General features: G+C 58.8%; 32 protein-coding genes and 4 tRNA genes. 29 read left to right on the top strand and 7 right to left on the bottom strand.

The features are described from left to right. Window positions 1-345: 345 nt before the first annotated feature. A complete protein-coding gene (locus tag QX048_RS04200) occupies window positions 346-693 on the bottom strand; it encodes a hypothetical protein (protein ID WP_316200945.1) in 348 nt (115 codons plus the stop codon). A gap of 248 nt (window positions 694-941) precedes the next feature. Here QX048_RS04200 and QX048_RS04205 point away from each other — a divergent pair, with 248 nt between their 5' ends. Together QX048_RS04205 and QX048_RS04210 are read left to right on the top strand one after the other, a co-directional pair. Continuing rightward, window positions 942-1283, top strand: a complete 342-nt coding sequence (locus QX048_RS04205) for a hypothetical protein (RefSeq protein ID WP_316200944.1) — start codon at window positions 942-944, stop codon at window positions 1281-1283. A gap of 146 nt (window positions 1284-1429) precedes the next feature. Further along, window positions 1430-1663, top strand: a complete 234-nt coding sequence (locus tag QX048_RS04210; RefSeq protein ID WP_316200943.1) for a hypothetical protein — start codon at window positions 1430-1432, stop codon at window positions 1661-1663. 257 nt (window positions 1664-1920) lie between these two features. Here QX048_RS04210 and QX048_RS04215 read toward each other — a convergent pair whose 3' ends face one another. Then, the gene (locus QX048_RS04215; protein ID WP_316200942.1) at window positions 1921-2463 is read right to left on the bottom strand and encodes a YfbU family protein; all 543 of its coding nucleotides are present in this window, start codon (window positions 2461-2463) and stop codon (window positions 1921-1923) included. An 822-nt stretch (window positions 2464-3285) separates the two neighbouring features. Between QX048_RS04215 and QX048_RS04220 the strand changes: the two genes are divergently transcribed. Beyond that, complete coding sequence (locus QX048_RS04220) at window positions 3286-3429, top strand: hypothetical protein (RefSeq protein ID WP_316200941.1); 144 nt, start codon at window positions 3286-3288, stop codon at window positions 3427-3429. Between the two features lie 185 nt (window positions 3430-3614). On the opposite strand, the gene QX048_RS04225 is transcribed toward QX048_RS04220, so the two are convergent. Next, the gene (locus QX048_RS04225; RefSeq protein ID WP_316200940.1) at window positions 3615-3794 is read right to left on the bottom strand and encodes a hypothetical protein; all 180 of its coding nucleotides are present in this window, start codon (window positions 3792-3794) and stop codon (window positions 3615-3617) included. Between the two features lie 134 nt (window positions 3795-3928). On the opposite strand from QX048_RS04225, the gene QX048_RS04230 reads away from it, so the two are divergent. Beyond that, window positions 3929-4210, top strand: coding sequence for a hypothetical protein (locus QX048_RS04230; protein ID WP_316200939.1), 282 nt, complete (start codon window positions 3929-3931; stop codon window positions 4208-4210). Between the two features lies 1 nt (window position 4211). Here the strand turns inward: QX048_RS04230 and QX048_RS04235 are convergent, their stop codons facing one another. From QX048_RS04235 to QX048_RS04245, 3 genes are all read right to left on the bottom strand, one after another. Further along, window positions 4212-4436: a hypothetical protein gene (locus QX048_RS04235; RefSeq protein WP_316200938.1), complete on the bottom strand. Its 225-nt coding sequence runs from the start codon at window positions 4434-4436 to the stop codon at window positions 4212-4214. A 761-nt stretch (window positions 4437-5197) separates the two neighbouring features. Continuing rightward, complete coding sequence (locus tag QX048_RS04240) at window positions 5198-5467, bottom strand: hypothetical protein (protein WP_316200937.1); 270 nt, start codon at window positions 5465-5467, stop codon at window positions 5198-5200. Next, window positions 5464-5904 (bottom strand): hypothetical protein, encoded by a 441-nt coding sequence (locus tag QX048_RS04245; RefSeq protein WP_316200936.1) that lies wholly within the window; start codon window positions 5902-5904, stop codon window positions 5464-5466. Before QX048_RS04245 ends, QX048_RS04240 begins: the two co-directional genes overlap by 4 nt. 594 nt (window positions 5905-6498) lie before the next feature. Between QX048_RS04245 and QX048_RS04250 the strand changes: the two genes are divergently transcribed. From QX048_RS04250 to QX048_RS04365, 24 genes are all read left to right on the top strand, one after another. Then, window positions 6499-6675 carry a hypothetical protein gene (locus QX048_RS04250; RefSeq protein WP_316200935.1) on the top strand — a complete coding sequence of 59 codons (177 nt, stop codon included), beginning with the start codon at window positions 6499-6501 and terminating at the stop codon, window positions 6673-6675. A gap of 72 nt (window positions 6676-6747) precedes the next feature. Next, window positions 6748-7071, top strand: coding sequence for a hypothetical protein (locus QX048_RS04255; protein ID WP_316200934.1), 324 nt, complete (start codon window positions 6748-6750; stop codon window positions 7069-7071). Window positions 7072-7334: 263 nt separating this feature from the next. Beyond that, complete coding sequence (locus QX048_RS04260; RefSeq protein WP_316200933.1) at window positions 7335-7745, top strand: hypothetical protein; 411 nt, start codon at window positions 7335-7337, stop codon at window positions 7743-7745. 3 nt (window positions 7746-7748) lie between these two features. Continuing rightward, on the top strand, window positions 7749-8003 hold the full coding sequence (locus QX048_RS04265; RefSeq protein WP_316200932.1) for a hypothetical protein: 255 nt from the start codon (window positions 7749-7751) through the stop codon (window positions 8001-8003). Then, window positions 7994-8072, top strand: a tRNA-Thr gene (locus QX048_RS04270). The genes QX048_RS04265 and QX048_RS04270 overlap by 10 nt, the downstream gene beginning before the upstream one ends. A gap of 31 nt (window positions 8073-8103) precedes the next feature. Beyond that, window positions 8104-8298 (top strand): hypothetical protein, encoded by a 195-nt coding sequence (locus QX048_RS04275; protein WP_316200931.1) that lies wholly within the window; start codon window positions 8104-8106, stop codon window positions 8296-8298. A gap of 5 nt (window positions 8299-8303) precedes the next feature. Further along, window positions 8304-8378: transfer RNA gene (locus QX048_RS04280), tRNA-Gly, on the top strand. 16 nt (window positions 8379-8394) lie between these two features. Next, window positions 8395-8583 (top strand): hypothetical protein, encoded by a 189-nt coding sequence (locus QX048_RS04285; protein WP_316200930.1) that lies wholly within the window; start codon window positions 8395-8397, stop codon window positions 8581-8583. Between the two features lie 4 nt (window positions 8584-8587). Then, window positions 8588-8833: a hypothetical protein gene (locus QX048_RS04290; RefSeq protein ID WP_316200929.1), complete on the top strand. Its 246-nt coding sequence runs from the start codon at window positions 8588-8590 to the stop codon at window positions 8831-8833. Window position 8834: 1 nt separating this feature from the next. Next, window positions 8835-8975, top strand: a complete 141-nt coding sequence (locus tag QX048_RS04295) for a hypothetical protein (RefSeq protein ID WP_316200928.1) — start codon at window positions 8835-8837, stop codon at window positions 8973-8975. Beyond that, complete coding sequence (locus QX048_RS04300) at window positions 8972-9136, top strand: hypothetical protein (protein WP_316200927.1); 165 nt, start codon at window positions 8972-8974, stop codon at window positions 9134-9136. Before QX048_RS04295 ends, QX048_RS04300 begins: the two co-directional genes overlap by 4 nt. Window positions 9137-9271: 135 nt before the next feature. Further along, the gene (locus tag QX048_RS04305; protein ID WP_316200926.1) at window positions 9272-9751 is read left to right on the top strand and encodes a hypothetical protein; all 480 of its coding nucleotides are present in this window, start codon (window positions 9272-9274) and stop codon (window positions 9749-9751) included. Beyond that, window positions 9748-10101: a hypothetical protein gene (locus QX048_RS04310; RefSeq protein ID WP_316200925.1), complete on the top strand. Its 354-nt coding sequence runs from the start codon at window positions 9748-9750 to the stop codon at window positions 10099-10101. The genes QX048_RS04305 and QX048_RS04310 overlap by 4 nt, the downstream gene beginning before the upstream one ends. Before the next feature lie 2 nt (window positions 10102-10103). Further along, entirely contained in the window at window positions 10104-10367 is a 264-nt protein-coding gene (locus tag QX048_RS04315; protein WP_316200924.1) for a hypothetical protein, read from the top strand. 293 nt (window positions 10368-10660) lie between these two features. Then, a complete protein-coding gene (locus QX048_RS04320) occupies window positions 10661-10894 on the top strand; it encodes a hypothetical protein (protein WP_316200923.1) in 234 nt (77 codons plus the stop codon). Between the two features lie 571 nt (window positions 10895-11465). Then, window positions 11466-11540 (top strand) — tRNA-Phe (locus tag QX048_RS04325). A gap of 28 nt (window positions 11541-11568) precedes the next feature. Continuing rightward, the gene (locus QX048_RS04330) at window positions 11569-12102 is read left to right on the top strand and encodes a hypothetical protein (RefSeq protein WP_316200922.1); all 534 of its coding nucleotides are present in this window, start codon (window positions 11569-11571) and stop codon (window positions 12100-12102) included. Between the two features lie 109 nt (window positions 12103-12211). Then, window positions 12212-12285: transfer RNA gene (locus QX048_RS04335), tRNA-Trp, on the top strand. A gap of 19 nt (window positions 12286-12304) precedes the next feature. Further along, the gene (locus tag QX048_RS04340) at window positions 12305-14143 is read left to right on the top strand and encodes a hypothetical protein (RefSeq protein WP_316200921.1); all 1839 of its coding nucleotides are present in this window, start codon (window positions 12305-12307) and stop codon (window positions 14141-14143) included. Further along, window positions 14143-14679, top strand: coding sequence for a hypothetical protein (locus QX048_RS04345; protein WP_316200920.1), 537 nt, complete (start codon window positions 14143-14145; stop codon window positions 14677-14679). The genes QX048_RS04340 and QX048_RS04345 overlap by 1 nt, the downstream gene beginning before the upstream one ends. Window positions 14680-14715: 36 nt before the next feature. Then, entirely contained in the window at window positions 14716-15132 is a 417-nt protein-coding gene (locus QX048_RS04350; protein ID WP_316200919.1) for a hypothetical protein, read from the top strand. Continuing rightward, complete coding sequence (locus tag QX048_RS04355; RefSeq protein ID WP_316200918.1) at window positions 15129-15458, top strand: thioredoxin family protein; 330 nt, start codon at window positions 15129-15131, stop codon at window positions 15456-15458. Before QX048_RS04350 ends, QX048_RS04355 begins: the two co-directional genes overlap by 4 nt. Next, entirely contained in the window at window positions 15422-15676 is a 255-nt protein-coding gene (locus QX048_RS04360) for a hypothetical protein (protein WP_316201039.1), read from the top strand. The genes QX048_RS04355 and QX048_RS04360 overlap by 37 nt, the downstream gene beginning before the upstream one ends. Window positions 15677-15691: 15 nt before the next feature. Then, window positions 15692-16231 (top strand): hypothetical protein, encoded by a 540-nt coding sequence (locus tag QX048_RS04365; protein ID WP_316200917.1) that lies wholly within the window; start codon window positions 15692-15694, stop codon window positions 16229-16231. A gap of 37 nt (window positions 16232-16268) precedes the next feature. Here the strand turns inward: QX048_RS04365 and QX048_RS04370 are convergent, their stop codons facing one another. Next, the gene (locus tag QX048_RS04370; protein WP_316200916.1) at window positions 16269-17141 is read right to left on the bottom strand and encodes a potassium channel family protein; all 873 of its coding nucleotides are present in this window, start codon (window positions 17139-17141) and stop codon (window positions 16269-16271) included. Between the two features lie 342 nt (window positions 17142-17483). Between QX048_RS04370 and QX048_RS04375 the strand changes: the two genes are divergently transcribed. Then, complete coding sequence (locus QX048_RS04375; protein ID WP_316200915.1) at window positions 17484-17678, top strand: hypothetical protein; 195 nt, start codon at window positions 17484-17486, stop codon at window positions 17676-17678. The last annotated feature ends 12 nt before the right edge of the window (window positions 17679-17690 follow it).

The following is a 17690-nucleotide window of genomic DNA, read 5'->3' on the forward strand; positions in this document are numbered from 1 at the left end:
TCGAGGTGCGGGGTGCGGAAAATCAGAATTTTTTTATGAGACATGGGGGCTGGCATGGCCGTCCCCCTCATACTTCGAACCGCCAAAAGGGCCTTTTCACTGGCCGAGGATCCTCCCTCGCCAAATGGGCTCGTCGGCTTGCAGAAACGGGGGCAGGAGAGCGCAATGGGCTCAGGCCGCGGCTCTGGGTGCCCCGGCTTGGTATGCTCACGGGCGGCCCGCGCTGCGCCACGGCGGCCCAGGAATGCAAATGGGGGTAGCCTTGAAAAAGACCACCCCTTTAGGGAGGTTCATCCCAGCGCCGCCACGCCTAAAAGGCCATTGCAGCGAGCGCTTCGCGCCGGCTTAGTCTTTGATGCGCGCCTTGACAATGGAGGTCGCGCCAACTGCCTGGTATCGGTAGTCGCCCCGAGAATTGCGCTCAGTGGACCAGCATTGCTCCATGCCCATTCGCTTAAGACCTTCCGGCATGCGTTCGCGGTCCTCTGTGCAGGTCCATTTGTTCACGATGACGACCGGCTTCTGGGCGTAGAACTCCTTGTCGTCGTCGATCGTATTGCTTACGGAGATCAGGCCGGCGAAGGCGAAGCCAAGATAGACGAGGAAACCCAGGCCGAGGAGCCTTTTGATCGGCAGCCACATGCCGAGGCGGTACTTGCCGAACTGGCGACTGACCCAGACGTTCTTACTCATGCTGCTCGATATCCAGCCGCTGGAGGAGTGGCCCTGAAAAAAAGGACCCCACCCCGTTCTGGAGGTTCACTGTAGCACGCGGCGCCCTAAAAGCCCATTTGCGGCGAGGGCTGCGCCCTGAAGGAATTATCCGATACGTCTGGCCCTCAGGATTGCTCGGCGAGTGCTTCGTCTTTACGGTTCAGCAGGACCGTGAGACTGGCCTGATGCCGCCGTGATCTGCCGGCCCGATCATGAGGAGGTTGTCGGTGAATATCTTCGATGATGCAATGCTGAAAAGGTCCGGATCTGTCACTGTGGCAGCACGTGAGGCAGCAGTCGATGTGGGAGATCAGCTGCTGGCGCACCTGCAGAACAGGCCGAAACCGGGAATTGAAGTCCTGGTATCAAACAACATCGTTGAAGTGAGAAAGACCGCAGCATTCCGGTTGCTGTGCATCACCTGCAATGGCCCAGATAGTTTTCTGCTGAAAGAATCTCGCTACGGCCAACAAACTCAAGTGTCGTACGAGATGCGGAGAGGTGTTCCGCCCGGCCAGCTCACTGCACAAGACATGGCGGCGTCCGTTATTGCTTGGATCGAGGAATAGATCGGTCCAAAGGCAGCTGAGCTAAACCACGGCACGTCCCAAGAGACCGTCCATCGGGCGGGGCTCATCATGCGGCGGTGCCAGAAGAGCCATTCGGCGGCGAGCGCTTCGCGCTATAGATAGCAAACGAGCGGCGAGAGTATGTCATGACTGACCTGCGGGATATCAAAGCCCCAGCCTACGTGATCGTGGTCTATGGAACGGATGCAGACCCACACGATCGCTCCTTCAAGGTCCGGGGTCCGGATCCTATTGCGAGCAAAGCTGCCGTCCAGATGCTCTGGCCGGGGCGCAATGTCGACATTGACCACAATCTCGGTGAGATCGACATCCACGGGATGGAGCCGGGCGAGATCCGTGAATACGCGCGCCTAGACTGAATATGCGAGAGCTTGGCGCTGAGATTGCAGTTTCGGACCTGCCGGTCAGTCTTAGAATGACCCTGGGGTCGCCTCGCTGTCAACCATAGACACAGAGAGGCTGGCGACAATGGAGAGCCTCGGCGTACTTCAGGATGCAACAAGTAGCCGGGGCAGGGATTGTCGCCGTGGTCGGCGCGTTGCCGCTCGAAGTGTCCGAGCACGTGGTAGGCCCTGGTCCAATCTTAGTTCATGCCCGGCGAGCGCTGCGCGCAGAATCAGTAAGGATGCATCCGCGCCTTCAAGAGAGAGATGATCTCCTCAGCCATCAGTGGGCGATCGCCGAGATCAGGCCTGATGTGTTCGAATAGCTCGTACATCCGGCGATAGCCGGGCATCGCTATCGAATGCGAGTTGAGACTGCGGCCCTTGAATTTCGAGAATCGACCGAGATCCTCAACGAGGAATTTCGCCAGGTGATAGTACTCTTCGTTATTGCCATCGAAGCCTGGAAACTTAACGTTCTTCCCGAACGGAGCGGCCTCGGCCTCAACCCTCTCTCGCTCGATGGGGGCGAGGCCGCCGTAGCCACTTTCAATGAAGCTCCACATGTCCAGGATGTCGATCGTGTCGCTTACGGCAGTCGGCAGGTTTTTGTCGTCCCATGGGATCCCTTGGTGCTCCATTTTCAGAGCCCATAGATTGTCATAAAGCACCGCTTTGGCGACAAGGTCTGGATCGAAGTTTCCCTTCAGCTTGAGGCCCCTCTGCAAGTCCGCAAGCATCAACACTATCAGCTTTTCGCCATCGGTTAGCTTCATCAGGCTCTCCATGAAAGTCGTGAGTGTATGCGGTTTAATCCACAACTCAAAATGACCGTCGCCGCCCCCTGAACCGAACCCGCAAGAAATTTTTGCGTGTTATCCCGAAATTGCCGGTCCGGCGCGAACGCTGCTCGCTAACTCGCTAGGGGAAGCGCCGCCGGCCGCAGATCCATTGCCGGTTGATTTGCCGGTTCGCCCTGCAGATCGACAGGGCGTCCGTGGTCGCCAATACCGACCGCGAAAATGGCCGGCGAGCGCTCCGCGCTACAAGTCTCGATTCCTGCTGCCGGCGAGCGCTCAGCGCTGATTCTCTTTGCGACTCCGGATGAGGACTCGATGCAACAATGAACTGTGAATTTGCTTGCTTGTTTCAATATTGTCACACTGTCGAAGTGAGTCTTTGCAGCGTAACGTGTTGACAACAAAGGCGAATTCGAGCCTCTCACAGTATGTTTCAGCAACCTGCCATAAGCACTACGATCCCTTGCGTATTTCCCAAATCCGCCTGATCATTGCTGTGTTCGTGTAACGAAACAGGGAGCCCTGAAGAAAAGTTAATAAAACATTGGTCCGAGCGATGCATTCTCCGTTAAGTATGGATTTTTCCAGGGCACCGAGATTGCTGGTCGAAAAGAGAAGCGGAATCAGTCGCTTGTCATATCAGCCCGTGGATCTACGGGGCCGGGGTTGCCCGAATGTTCGAGCCGTTTCCTACGGTGGTAGGATTGAGATCCGAGCTGGATCAACCAGCCGGTGCCTTAGGCAGGATGCCTCCGATGCCTGAGGTTCTCAACGCGGAGGGGAAAGGAGACATGTCCGATGGACATGCTTCAAGTGACGATCGGCCCCCTGGGGGTAGCCGGTACCGGAGTATTCGGGACCAGCTACACCCTGGTGGTGACCGTGATCGTCCTCATCCTGGTACTCAGGGCGGACACCCTGAGGCCGAAATGGGTGATGTGACGACACGCTGACAGAGTCCCGGCGCCGAGTGAGCTTTGGAACCGCTCGGCGCCGGCAGCGCATTTGAGCGCGATTTCGGCGGTAGATCAACCGATGATTTTACGGCTCGTTCCCGGACAGGAAGGAGCGAGGCCATCCTGGCGTCTCAATACCCGCCGCGTGGGCTCCGCGCTAATATTCCCAACTCAAGGCATCGGCACGGCCGGTGAACACCAACTACGCGGCATAAAAGCGATCGCTGAAGCTCCGGCGTGCGTAATGGTCATCTGGCAGACCTGAGCACCTTGGAACTTGTCCCGCAGGCGATCAGCCTTGCTCACTTCGATGATCTCGATCTCGTGATTTTGCGCATTGTGGAGCTGCATCCCGTCCCGTTGGCGTAAATGCAAATGAAATGCAAATGTGTCCCAACAGCAATATGTTACCTATGATCAAAAAAGAACATTGCGGGTACGAAATTCCTCTGGTACATTTCTGACATTCCGAACTGGAGATATTAATGTCTAGCCTGATCCAACGCATTCGCACCCACCTGATCGACGAGCGCATTCACAACCGCGTTGAGGCCAACGCCGAAATCGACCTTATGACCAACGTCGAACTGGTCGAGGTGATCAGCTTCGTGCTCGACGATCTGCTTGCAGGGCGGCCGACATGGTCTCCGCTTCAGGAGCGCCGTTGCCGGCAAGCGTTCCGCGCAAGACACAGGGGAAATCGTCGTCGTGGCCAGAGGCATTCTAGGCCTCAGCTCGCGGCTGTAAATCCACCGTCAGCGGTGTGAGCTACCGGATGATGCGATAGCTCTTCGCCCTTTTCTTCGGGGACTCGGGAGCAGGCTTGTCTTTGCCAAGAGCCTGCTTCATCGCGATCCAGGCGTGCAGCATGAAATCGCGTCCCTCGGCAGCTCCGATCAGAATTTCGATCGCCGTCTGCCACTCGCGCCGCTTCTGCACATGGCTGGGCAGCGAGAGGATATAGTTGGCAGCCTCGCGAAGCGTCCTCGCCACGTCTCCATCCGGCAAAGCGATCTCGTCTTCAAACTGATCAGACCACGCCAGGGTGGCGCTCCATGGTAACTATTTGTGAAACGAAGGTTGCCCAATCGGCTCTTGGCAAGAGCGTGAGCGCTGCTCAATTAAGCACTCGTTAACGCGGCTCAGGGAAGGTTAAGGTCAGAGACGATCAAGGAAAAGGCCCCGGAAACGTCCGGGGCCCTCCTAGCAGCTTGTGAAGCTGGTGGATTACCTGCTGCGTAAATACAGCAGGATGAGCTTCAAGATGTCGAGTACAAGCTCGATGAAGCTCCAGTAGTAGTCATCTTGTGGAGTGGGCATGGCACCTTGCCTCCATAAGGTGGACGGGAATGGGAGGGGGTGTTGACGCACTCTCTCCCGTTTCACCGGGCCAATGAACTACCTACCCGGCTTACCGTCGAGCCTGCACCGCATCCGTTAAGAACTTGTTCAAAGACAGCTTTAAATCTCGTTTGCCATAATGAGAGTATTCGTCCGAGCCGCCATCTTATTGATTGGATGAGCTTTTTGACTTCTCCACAAGCGCAGCCAGAACTTCCTCAACTTCATCGATATCTTGAAGATCGAGGAGTAGGTCGTCCCTGACCGACTCAGCAACGAATCCGTCCGGCATCAATGGGACCTCTCTGACATTGCAAAGCGGACATGGCTCGCCAGGTGCTCCACAGCCGCAGACGCCCTCTCCACCGCCCCACGGCAGATTGGGGTGGGCCTCACAGACCCAGCGAGCATTGCTACAGCGAAGGCAGATTTGCATCCGAATGATCCAGGATCCTCACATAGGTCCCGCTCTCATGGATTTCTAGGATGCCGCGGGCGAGCAAGAGGTCGAGGCCGGCTTTGTACTCAGCAGGCTTGCCACCATCGACGAACAGGAATGGCCCGTTGATCTTCTCGACATGGATGCGGCCGTCCTGAACTGGCACAACCGTCCTCGCGATCTCCATCAGCCGGCGAGCAGCAGCCTCTGGATTGGCGTACAGACGATCCTCGGTGAGCTTCATGTCCCAATCCCCTTGTGAGATGTGTGGATGTGCCGGCTGTAGTCGGCGTTCGTGATGGTCTCTCCGCAGAAGCAGCGCGAGATCCCGTTCGGGTTCTGCGTCGGCAGCCGGCACTTCTCGTCCCACATGCGCTGCTTCCAGGCAGAGAAATCCCGGTCTTTCCGCCAGGCCTCGAAGTCTCCCTCGGTCAAGGTCGGCAGTAGCTTCTGCCAGGCTTGCTCGAACGCAGCCTTGGCTTCCTCGAAACTCGATGCCGATCCGTTGGTGGTCTGGCCGGGACCGCAACCCGGGTAGAATCCGCAGCTCCATCCCCACTGCGGGAGGTCTGTCGGAACGCCAGATCGCCGGCCGATGTGGCCGACACGAACGTCACCGAAATAGACGTGCCAACCACCCTCATGTTGAGGGTTTCGATCGGGCCGGCGGGCAAGTTCCATGTACGTTCTGTCCGAGATGGTCTGAGTTTGCCCTCGACGATGCCCGGGTCAAAGCCGGGCATGGGGCGAGGGCGCTATCGCGCCCAGATCTGAACCGAAACAGGGCGCCGCGTAGGGTGGGGGTGTCAAACAGGCCGACACCCCCTGTCAAATACGCCGACACCCCCTGTCAAACTGGCCGACACCCCCTGTCAAACTGGCCGACACCAATAACCGTATACTAGAACCCTCACTTAACCCCCACTCCAACCATGTCATGCCGCCTGGCGGCGGGCGCCGGCCGTGTCATCCAGAGGTCGGCCATGGAACCTCCGGGTTCTGCGGTTTGCATTTTCATTTGCAGTGGACTTGACGAAAGGCGTATATTGGGGTACAGAACGGCTAGATTGGCATTCGTGCAAATTCAAGAAACCTGACAGTTCGCCCCGAACCCGGGAACGCCGGCCTCCATCGCTGGCGAGCCCGGGGCACGGCGCGGAAAGGATCTCCTGTGCCTCCCCTCGCTTCCCTCGTCCTGACGCCAGCTGTGTGTGCAGTCGTGCTCGGACTGTTCTGGCTCGCCCAGTGGATGGGGTTGCCGCCGGGAGCGTGGTCGTGACGTTCGTCGACATAGAGTTCCTCGCCGCCCTCAGCCGGCTGATGTTCAAACTCGTCACGATCGGCATCGGCGCGATGGCCATCATCACAATTCTCGCTCTCGGCATGCTCCTCGTCGAGAAGTCCAACGGGCGCTCCAAGCCGGACCAGCCCAAACGGCGTCGGCCGTTCTGAACCAGTTTCCCAGAGACCGGTGCTTGCCTACGGCAGCCCGGCTCACCCATTCAAAGCGAGAAGGCAGACCTCATGGGCGTGAGTGCTGATCTGACTGCGAAGGCGCAACTCGCTTTCCAGGATGAACTAAAGCTGTGGACGCGCCACGGCACCTGGCGCCGTGGTCACACCATGCTGCAACGGGACGAGTCACGTGAAATCTCGTGGCCGGTCGGCGCTGATGCCCTGCCACCCGAGACGATGACCGTCGAGCGACACGAGGTCACGGACGACATGGTCCACGATTACCTCTTCACCCGCGCGATGGAGAAGGCGCTCGAAGCCGTACAGAACCACCTGGCAGAGACTGCCCTCAATGCAGCAGCCGGAGCGGTTCTGTCGGAGGAGGCTGCCTGATGGAAGCGATCTACGCAGCGGCCAACGCCGCTGCGCGGGCGGCAGCTGCAAGGCCGCATGAACTCGCCAGGATCAGGACGCTTTCCTGCATGTCCCAGAAAGCTGGGCTGTCACAGCGCCTCAACCGCTTCTACGTCGACGACACCCTGCGCTGCATCGACGTCATCATCACGGAGATGCATCTTGGTTCCTGAGATCACCCAGCTCCTGATCGCGACTGCGATCGGCATTGCGTTCATGCTCGCCATCGCCGAGGCCGATGCATGACGACTTTGGCTTATCGGAACGGCGTGCTCGCCGCGGACACCCGGATGATCCAGGGCAGCGCGATCATCGGCAACGTCATCAAGATCGTCCGCCGTGACGATGGCTGCATGGCCGGCGGCGCTGGCGACTGCGCCTGGGTCCAGGGTTTCCATCGCTGGTTTCTGGACGGCGAGCAGGGAGATCACCCGACAGTCGACGACCACGCCAAGGGCATGATCGTGCGGCCGGACAAGACCGTCGAGATGTACGAGCAGGGCGGAATGCTGAAGTTCAAGCCGGCATTCGCCGCCATGGGCTCTGGCAAGGAGTTCGCGCTCGGAGCGATGTGGATGGGCGCCACGGCCGAGAAGGCCGTCCGGGCCTGCTTCGAGCTGGATCCGTCACGGGTGGCGACATCACAGTGCTGACCCATGCCGGGGAGTAACTCGATCTCGACCTCGCCGCTGGCGCTGCAGGCCTACCACATCATCAAGCATCTCGACCGGATCGTAGGTCCGGCCGAAGCGCAGTCATGGATGCTTCGCAGCAACGAGCTGCTCGGAGGCATCACGCCGGTCAGCGCCATCAAGGAGCGCCGGACCCGCGACCTGCATCGTGCGGTGTGGGCGGTCTGCATCGAGAAGGGCATCTTCGAGGAGCCCGTGCTCTCAAATTCGCCGAAGTAGTTCAGCGGGAGAATGCCCGTGGCCGCGTGCGGCCTGGGGGATGCGCTGGTTCGATCCCAGCCTTCGGCAACCCAAAATTCGGCATCAAAGGAAACAGTAAATGACGGGTCACTATCCGGCAGCGTATTTCGTGCTGCTCTACATCGCGAGCGTGATGACATCGGTAGCCGCCATGGCAACTCATATCATCACTTGCATCAAGGCAGGATCAATTGGGTTCATGATCCTCGGCGTGCTGCTGCCGTTCGTCGGCGTGATCCATGGCTGGGGCATCTGGCTGGGTTTGTGCCAGTAAAATTTGCTGGGGTAGCTCAACGGTAGAGCGCCACGCTTCCAACGTGGTGGTTGTGGGTTCAAGTCCCACCCCTCGCTCCAATCAGGGAAAACGAAGATGCTTCACAAGATCGCAATGCTGAAGACGCAGGTGCTCGACGAGATCGCGATGAAGCTTGCTTGGCTTCTCCCGCGCAAGGTCATCTACTGGGCTACAATTCGGCTCGGAGCCCATGCGACACAGGGGCAGTACAGCAATCAGGTCGTTCCCGAGCTGCGCTTCTTCGAAGCAATCGAGCGCTGGTGATACGATGAGGAACGCCATCGTCGCCGCGACTATCGCAGTTGCGGAGCAGTACATCTCGGCCTTCGGCCTCGACACCAAGCACTGGCGCGTATTCCGGCACAGCGACAATCCAGCCGGCCGCTGCTTCGATCGGCTCGTGATCATCCGCCCGCACTGGCGCGTCACTCCAGAGCAGATCGCTGCGTTCGAGGACAGCGTTCACAGCTGGTTCAGCCGCGTCGACAGCGACGGCCACATCACGGTCCTCTGACATGGCCACCGACAAGCTCTCCGGCATCGCGATCGCGGTGCTCCTCACCATCGCAGCTGCCATGAACCTGGTCTCAGCCATCAAGGCAAATCAGGCGACGGACAAATTCAATAGCATCTTTTGCATCGAGAGCATTCCATGACCTTTCTTGAGACCGTCATCATCGCCGCGGCGATCTTCTTCGGCCTGAAGTCCATCGGCGATGCCATGGACAACGTCGCGGTCGGCATCGAGCAGGCCGGCATCAGCATCGCCAATGCGCTGGAGCTGGCGCAGGACGGCGACGAGATGGTCGAGTTCTGATGCCGTTCCCGTTCTCCCTGTTCCTGTTCAATTACGTGATCTGGAAGACCTCGATCGAGCGCGCCTTCACGTTCAACCCTGTCGAGATGCGTTCGAGCATCTGACCGCTCGCTGATCCGAGCCGGAGTTCCCGACATGAAAGCCCTGGTTCGCCTGGCTCTGGCCGGGCTCTTTGCGCTCGTTATCACCCAGGCCAATGCCACTGTCGTCATCAAGAATGACCCCGGCGGAAAGATCGTCGACTTCATCGACAAATACTCGCGCCTGCGGGCCTCAGGAGAGGCTGTGGTGATCGATGGCGATTGTGCCTCCGCATGCACCATGCTGCTCGGAATGCTTCCCACGGGCCAGTTCTGCGGCACCAAGGCGGCAGCATTCGGCTTCCATACCGCGACCTCGCGCTGGCGCGATGAGGATGGCGCCATGAGGGAGGGGCATGCCGTCGAGATGTCGGCGCTGATGTGGAACATGTACCCGCCGCGAGTGCGCAAGCTCGTCAAGGTGATGGGCTGGAACGGCGACCAGCCGGAGATCCCACATCCCGACGTCGTCTGGGTCAAGGGCGCCAACGTCCGCCTCATCGCCCGCGGCTGCACCGGGGACGACTTGAAATGAGGCGCGGCGCCGTTCGAGATCGTCGCAAGCTGCCATCGACCATCAAGATCGGCATCTTCGTCTACCGGTTGGAGCACTGGGATCCAAAGATCGCGGACGAACAGGACCTCATGGGCCTGTGCGACCGCTTCAACTTCATCATCCACGTTCGAGATGACCTTCCGGACTCATCGTTCGCAGAGGTTCTCGAACACGAGATCAATCATGCCTGCTGGCACGCTGCGGCTCTCAAGACCCGCGCCCAGGAGGAGACGGTCGTGAACCGGCTGACACCGGTCATGATCATGGCTCGCCGCGACAATCCAGAGATCTACGCCTGGATCGATCGCGCCATCGCCCAGAAAGACTGACCATGCGCAACGCAATGGTTGCCGACACCAAGAAGCACGCTGAGGTGATGATCACCTGGCTGCAACTTGACCCCAAGGACTGGGAGCCCGTCACGTACGGGCAGAAGATCGCCAAGCTCTATTCGAACTCGCTGCTGGTCTACCCAGCTCGCGGCGTTTCGGAAGAGCATTATGACTGGGTTCTGGAGCAATTGATCCCGAGCACCAGCATGGCGATCGACGCGCTGCCGCAACACTGGCGGCTCCCGCAGGAGCGTACTGCCTGATGGCCAAGAAGAAGAAAAAGAAGAAGGTCTCCAGAGCGCGGATCATCACTGATCTGCGCCTGGAGCGCAAAGCACGGGCGCGTCGCAAGGCCGCCGGCTGAATAACACGAATACCCGGAGCTGTTGTGTAACAGGGAGTGGCGCATAGAGCGCCAACCGTCTGACCCAGCCCGGCCGCACGGCTGCGGGGTTTCCCTCCTTTACCCGCCCTGTGCCGCTCCGAGAACAAATCAGCCGGCGCCCACTGGCTGCAAAACCTCGGAGCCCCATAACGCCAACCAAGAAGAAGAACAATGGACAAGGTACGAGAGTTTCGGGCTCGAGTGCGGATTCGTTGGCATGCCTTCATCGCCGCTCTCACCTGCGCCACGCCGGTTCTGCTGCAGCAGCTCCAGGTTATCGACCTGAAGCCGCTCCTGACCCAGTATATGAGTGCAGAGCTTGCGGCAGTGGTGATCGGCCTGCTGCCGTTCTACATCGCACTTCTGCAGCCCATGATCCACTTCGAGGATCACAAGGACAAGTGAGCACCGCCGGCACGGCTCGGGTCGCCCCCGCTGCGTGCCGGCAGACCCTGAGCGCTCAGGGACATCGGGTGGAAATCCCGACATACAAGCCCCATCGAGCGACGATGCCAATCAAGCATCCAGCGCGGGAACCGCGCCGTGGCGTTGCTGACCCACAAGCCCCTAAAGACGATAGGAGTCGGGTCGCTCATGGGCATGGATTTTGAGGCCCACCATGGGACGAAGAACACGGTGGCGCTGCATGTGCCATCTCTGCACCGGAGACGTACGCCGCAAGCTGAGAGAGCGCGACGACGCCCGTTTGGCAGCGACTGAACTGGTCCCAGACGAAGATGAGATCTTCGACTCCTGGTTCGACTGGGACAAGCACTACGACACCTGAAATTCTCGGTGCCCACCGATTGTCACCTGAAGACATAGGGGTGGTGGGTCAAATGGGGCCATGCGCCAAGCCGAGCGCTCGCGTCTGCGAGCCGAGCCCGCCACTAGAACCCGAGTGCCAGACAAGCCCGACGTGGTAGCCACTCCAATAGGCCCTGGTCCGGAAGTACGTGGCGGGCATTTGCCATTCGTCAGGATAGCTCAGACGGAAGAGCTTCCGGTTGAAACCCGGAGCGCGGTGGTTCGATCCCATCTCCTGGCACCATCACAACAACATCACGGGGGAAGCGCGCATGGCGCGATACGCGATCGTCGATACCAGCACTGGAAACGTCATCAACGTCGTCGAATACGACGCCGATCCAGGAAATCCTCCGCCCGGCTTCAGCGATGGCGTGATCGCTGTCCAGTCTGATGTGGCTGATCCGACATGGCACTGGGATGGGGCGCAGCTGGTCCCGCCAGCTCCTCCGCCGCCCGCTACGTGGCAGCTGAACCAGTACGTGAACGGCAAGAGCGCTGCGATTGCAGGCTATGCCGTGACCATCGATGGCAATGAGGTAACGATCCCGACATCGGCAGACATTCTGGCGACGATCAACGGGATGTGGCTGCGCCTCAATCGGCCAAATCCCCCGTCGTCCGTGACTCTTCAGCTCGACTGGACGACCGTGGTCACGATTCCTGTCGACCAGTTCTTGGATCTGGCATCAGGCATCTACGACAATTCTCAGGCCGCTATCGCGAAAGCGAAGGTCGCATTTGCCGGCATAACTGCTGGCACTATCACGACGTACGCCCAGATCGACAGCATCTTCGCCTCGTAGGGCGAATACGGGCTGCTGATGCCGCAAGGGTTCAGCCAGCGCACCGCTCATCTGCGGAAGGCGAGGATAGCCGCCACGCTCCTCGCAGCCCATTTCCAATTCCCTTTGCACCGGGGTCCTCCGGCGTAGGCGGCCGGTCTCCAAAACTGTGCTGCGGGAGTTCAAGTCTCTCCTCCGGTGCCAACAATCAAAAAGAAGAAGAATGAGCACGTCACGGTACCGGGTATTGGCTCCGGCCGGCATCCACATTGGTACGGATTTCTATCCCTACAATACGATCCTCAATCTCACTGCGGGCGGCGCGAAATATCTCCTTCTCAGTCGTCAGATACAGCTTGCTTCACAGCAGCCGCCTGTTGTTCCTCCGCCGGTCCCGAGTGAAGACGATGCATACGTCGATGTGAAGATCGGCAAGGACCCAGCGAAATACGTCTCGCTCACCGAATTCCAAGCGATGTTCCCGAGCATCAAGGGTGATCAAGGCCCTGCTGGACCTGATGGCCCTGCCGGCCCACCCGGTCCCGTTGGCCCGAAAGGCGATCCTGGTCGCGGCTTCTCGTTTCACGGAGAAGTCGCTACGGCATCTGATCTTCCGAGTTATGGCGATGACGGCGAGGCCTATGTAGCCGCTGACACTGGTATCGGATGGGTCTGGTACCAGGTCAACTCCAACTGGGTCAGTATCGGCCTCTTCAAGGGGCCGAAGGGTGACTCCGGCCCGCCTGGTCCGCAAGGACAGCGCGGCGAGAAAGGCGATGTAGGAGACACTGGACCGCAAGGTCTTCGAGGTTTCCAAGGTCCTCCAGGTATTCAGGGCGATAAGGGAGACCAAGGCCTACAAGGTATTCAGGGTCCTAAGGGCGACACTGGCGCACAAGGCCTGAAGGGCGATCCAGGCCCCCAGGGACTGAAGGGCGACACTGGCGATCAAGGTCCGCAAGGTCTCCAAGGTATTCAAGGCATCCAGGGCATCCAGGGTCCAAAAGGTGATCCGGGAGATCCATCCACCTTCGCGGCTTCGGCAGTTCCTCTCGTAGATTCCGGCACCGGAAATATCGGGACCAGCACGAAATGGGCGCGTGCGGATCACGTACATCCCGCTGACGCGGCGACAGCCGATGCGCGCATCGCGAATGCGGCTGGCACCGCAATGCCACTTATGGATGGCGTTGCGGCGGTAGGCACTGGCACGAAGTGGGCTCGTGAGGATCACAAGCATCCGACCGATACCACACGGGCTCCGGTGGAATCTCCGGCATTCACGGGTAACCCGACTGCCCCGACGCCGGCCGCAGGAGACAACAGTAAAAGCATTGCAACAACCGAGTTTGTGAAGGCGAACTCATCGTATGCAAACGTTCGATATGACGTTGCTCAGTCGCTGGTTGACACCCAACAAACGCAGGCTCGCCGCAACATCAATGCTGCAGCTCCGAACCGGACTCGCACTGTCATTACCAGCGGCGTAGGAACCTACAACACGAAGGCTGGATGCCTGGCCATCAACGTCATCTGCATCGGTGGCGGAGGAGGAGGTGCCGGAGGACAGCCGAACGGCACCGCGGGATCATCTGGAGCAGCAACGACGTTCGGGTCGATGGTAGCGCCTGGCGGGCCCAACGGTGGTGTCTCGGGTAGTGCTCCAGGCGCGTCGTCGACAGTGGCGAGCGGCGGCGACATCAATATCAATGCGTCACTTTCGAACCTTGGTTTCCAGACCGGCGGATACGTCGGAACGGGGTCTGGTGGGACGCCTGGTATTCCTGGCTGCTTCGGAGGCGGTGGCCCAGGTGGATGGAATGGAGGGAACGCAAGCGCAGGAGCGGCGAACACAGGAAGCGGCGGTGGGGGAGGCGGCACAAACGCCGCAAGCCAAGGCGGCTGCGGCGGCGGAGCTGGTGGATACTGTGAGAAACTAATCGTCTCGCCAGCCTCATCTTACGCCTATGCGGTCGGCACAGGAGGATCCGGTGGTTCTTCGAGCGTCTCCCTGGGAGGTGCGGGAGGGTCCGGCATCATCATCATCGACGAGTTCTACTAATGAAGCGTTATGCAATCGTCGACACGGTGTCGATGAAACTCATCACCGTTGTCGAATCTGAGGCGGAGCTACCGCATCCTATACCTGGCTTCAGTGAAGGCGTTATCTCCATCCAGCACGATACAGCTGGCGGAGACTGGATCTGGGATGGAGAGGCGCTATCAGCTCCACCTGTGCCGCCACCCACGATTGAGCAGTTGATCGGTCATGCGAACAGCGTCCAGTGGTCCAAGGCGACAGGTGGATACGTCACGACGATCAACGGGGAGCAGGTCGCCTTCCCGACTTCGCCAGAGAGCCTATCTCTCATCAACGGCAAACACGCGCGGCTTCAGCAGGCCAACCCACCTGCGTCCGTGCTTTGGCAGGCAGGGGCTACCAGCTTCATCACGATTGCAGCCGCGGACTTTGAGCGGATCGCAGTCGAGGTTGCCGACTTCGTACAGGTGACATTCGAGGAACTCCAGCCGGTGATCGAGAAGATCCTGTCCGGAGAAATCTCGACGCTTGCGCAGATCGATAGCGCTTTCGCTTAGCGCGGACGATTCAGAAAATCATAGGAACAACACCTCATGTGGCAGGCCATCATCGGCTTCCTCGGTGGGCCGGTCATTCGCGGTCTGCTCGATGCCTATAACGCCAAGCTGAAGGCTGGCAACGTCGACAACAAGATTGCTTCCGACCTTGCTGCCGGCGAGATCGCAGCACAATCCGTAGAGATCCAGGAGCAGACCCGATACCGGGTCGCCGCTCTCGGCTACTGGTATGAGCCAGACAAGTTGATGGGTTACGCCGTCGCAATCTACTTTGGAAAGCTTCTGATCTGGGACAAGGTTCTTGGCCTTGGTGGGACCGACCCTCTCGGTATGAAGAACGATCCAACAGGCGGATTTGCTGCGACGACAGCCAATATCGTCGTCATGTTCTACTTCGGCAAGCGCGGCTTCGAAAACGTCGCAAACATCTTCGCAAGCGTCAAACGGAAATGAAATCCATCACAGACTCCACTGCCTTGGCAGAGATCCACGGCGCCATTCGTCCCATCGTCATCAAGTTCGAGGCGCGATGGTGTCAGCCCTGCAAGGCCATGAAGCCGATGCTGGATGACATAGAGAAGCAGCTCGACGGCAAGGTGGATTTCTACGTCGCAGACGTCGAGCAGTGCATGAATGCAGCTCAGCTCTACCGCGTCAACCAGATCCCAGCCCTCGTCGCGATCGACAAGGGTGTCGTGATCGCAAACCGGGTCGGCGCCGGCTCAAAGGCTGAGATTTTTCAATGGATCAGAACGGCGATCCCCGGGGCCAAGGAATAGGCTCCACGGTCGACTTCGACACGATGTCGATCGTCTACGACGGCGGGTTCGCCGTCCCGATCATCGCCATGTTCGACCGCTTCGACGATGAGACGGACGATCACAACGAGGCCGAATACATCCTGGTCGAATGGCCAGGGGAGGGGCTCGTGACCACGATCGCGATCGAGGACATCGTAAGCCAAGTAACGGCGGTGGTCGACGACAAGTCCCACTGAACAAGAAGAACAAAAATGACCGACCTGCCCAGACGTCGCCGCGGCCGGCCGACGAAAGAGGAAGCGGCTGCCCGCGAGGCAGCAGCCAAAGCCGCAGCCGAGAAGGACGCCAAGGAGACCGAGTTTCTCGATGAGCTTCTCGCTCGACCGATCGGTCGTCGCAAGACGAAACTTCAACCTGATGAGGACACGCTTCGTGCTCTGGCTGAGATCGCCCGCCTTTTCGGTACACAAGACGAGGCTGCCGCAATCCTCGGCGTAAGCCCTCGCACCCTGACAAACTTCTTCAACGTCTATCCTGAGGCGCGTGAGGTTTGGGATGACGGGCTGCAGCACGCCAAGGTCTCACTGAGACGCAAGCAGATGGCACTGGCCGACAAGAACGCGCCAGCATCGATCTTCCTCGGCAAGAACTACCTTGGCCAGAAGGACGAGAACCACACCAGCCTCAACGTCCGCAAGGAGGCCTCCGAGATGTCGGAGGACGAGCTGCTCGAACTTGCGAGCCGCGCGAAGAAGCCGAAGGCGGAGGAGAAGCCAGAGAGCGTTCACTGATGGGAAGCCGCCGTCCGCTTGAAGAAGATGTGCGCCGTCACAGCTTGGCGCCGTCTAAGGTCGCAGCGCTGGCCGCTCGGTTGCTTGCTCTGTAGGCGATGGCATTGAACATTAGGCCAAGAAGTACTGTACCCAGTATGGCTTCTATCGCCACCAACATGCGAGCAAAAGGTGTCATCGGAACGATGTCACCAAACCCAAGCGTAGTAATGACAACGACGCTGAAATAGATCATGCGTGCCTTTTCGCCACTTACTTTTAAGGGGTTGTTGTTTCGTCCCGCGATGTAATTGATCAATTGAGCGGGAGTCCCTTCCTCAAAATCGGAAAGCTTGCGCTCGCACGCTGGAGACGATCTTTCCATAAAGTCGCGAATAGACGGGTCTAGAGTCTGCGGATTAGGCTGTAGCAAATCTAGCTTGTAACGATTGAGTTCGATTCTGGTCGGATTCATCCCTGCTGGACCAATTCTCATCGGAATGGTGAAGCTCTTAGCAGGGGGACGTATAGGAATGGTTAGGTGCTCGAACTCGTCAGGCGTCCGCGGGGCGAAAAGGAGCAAGTGGACGTCAAACGTTAGATAGCCCCTATCGATCTCGAGCTTTGACGCAATCAGCTCCTTTGGATGAAAACGCGAGGCGCCGCTTACAAATCCCGCGCTGCCAACCTCTTCATCAATGCAATTGAAATAGTTCCAGAGCTTGTCGTCTACCATTGCAAGGATCTCGCGCTGATCGCGCTGTCCCGCTGGCTCTAGCTGAGCATAAGGGGCGTAAAATCCGTCATCCAAAGAACAGTAAAAGCCAGCAAACGTGGGAACGCAGATCAAATAACCAAGCATATAGAGAAGCGGATTTACCCGACTAACGAGTAGGTAAAACCGTTCAACTGCTCCCTGCAACGGTCGCAAGCTCTTTTCCCCTCGGAAGACCAAGCACCCCTCCAATCATCAAAATCGATTTGTCCCGGACGCGAAACCTGGATCTCTCAATTCACGGCGACGGGCGATCTTAGATCTGCTGAGCATTGTTGGCAAAAAAAGAATGAGTGACAGATCGATGTTTGCACTGCCCTCGTGGTGTTTTCAAGCTCAAGTTTTGGCCTTGAGATTGTCTTTGTGCTTACCCGTGGCTCGTTCGACTAGCGCAATATCCAAGACGGACGCCGTGTCCGCCACCGGCTCAGACAGAGCCTGAGATCAACCTCCCGAGAAACTAAGAAAATGTCAGAGCTAAGCATCGTACATAGCAAAATGAACCTTGAGGATGGCCGCCTAATCACTGTGTCCGATTTGGTTCAAGACCCCGTAGATGGGAAATGGCTCCGCACCGTCCGCTTCTACGGCGACCCGGTCACCAACGGCGCCCCCACCGTGATGTTTGAAGTCCAGTCGCGCTCCGCCAATAAGGACGATCTCACGATCCAGGCGCCGGGCTTCAAGTTCTAAAAGGCCTCAATC

This window comes from Bradyrhizobium sp. SZCCHNS30572, from assembly GCF_032484415.1.
GTDB lineage: Bacteria > Pseudomonadota > Alphaproteobacteria > Rhizobiales > Xanthobacteraceae > Bradyrhizobium.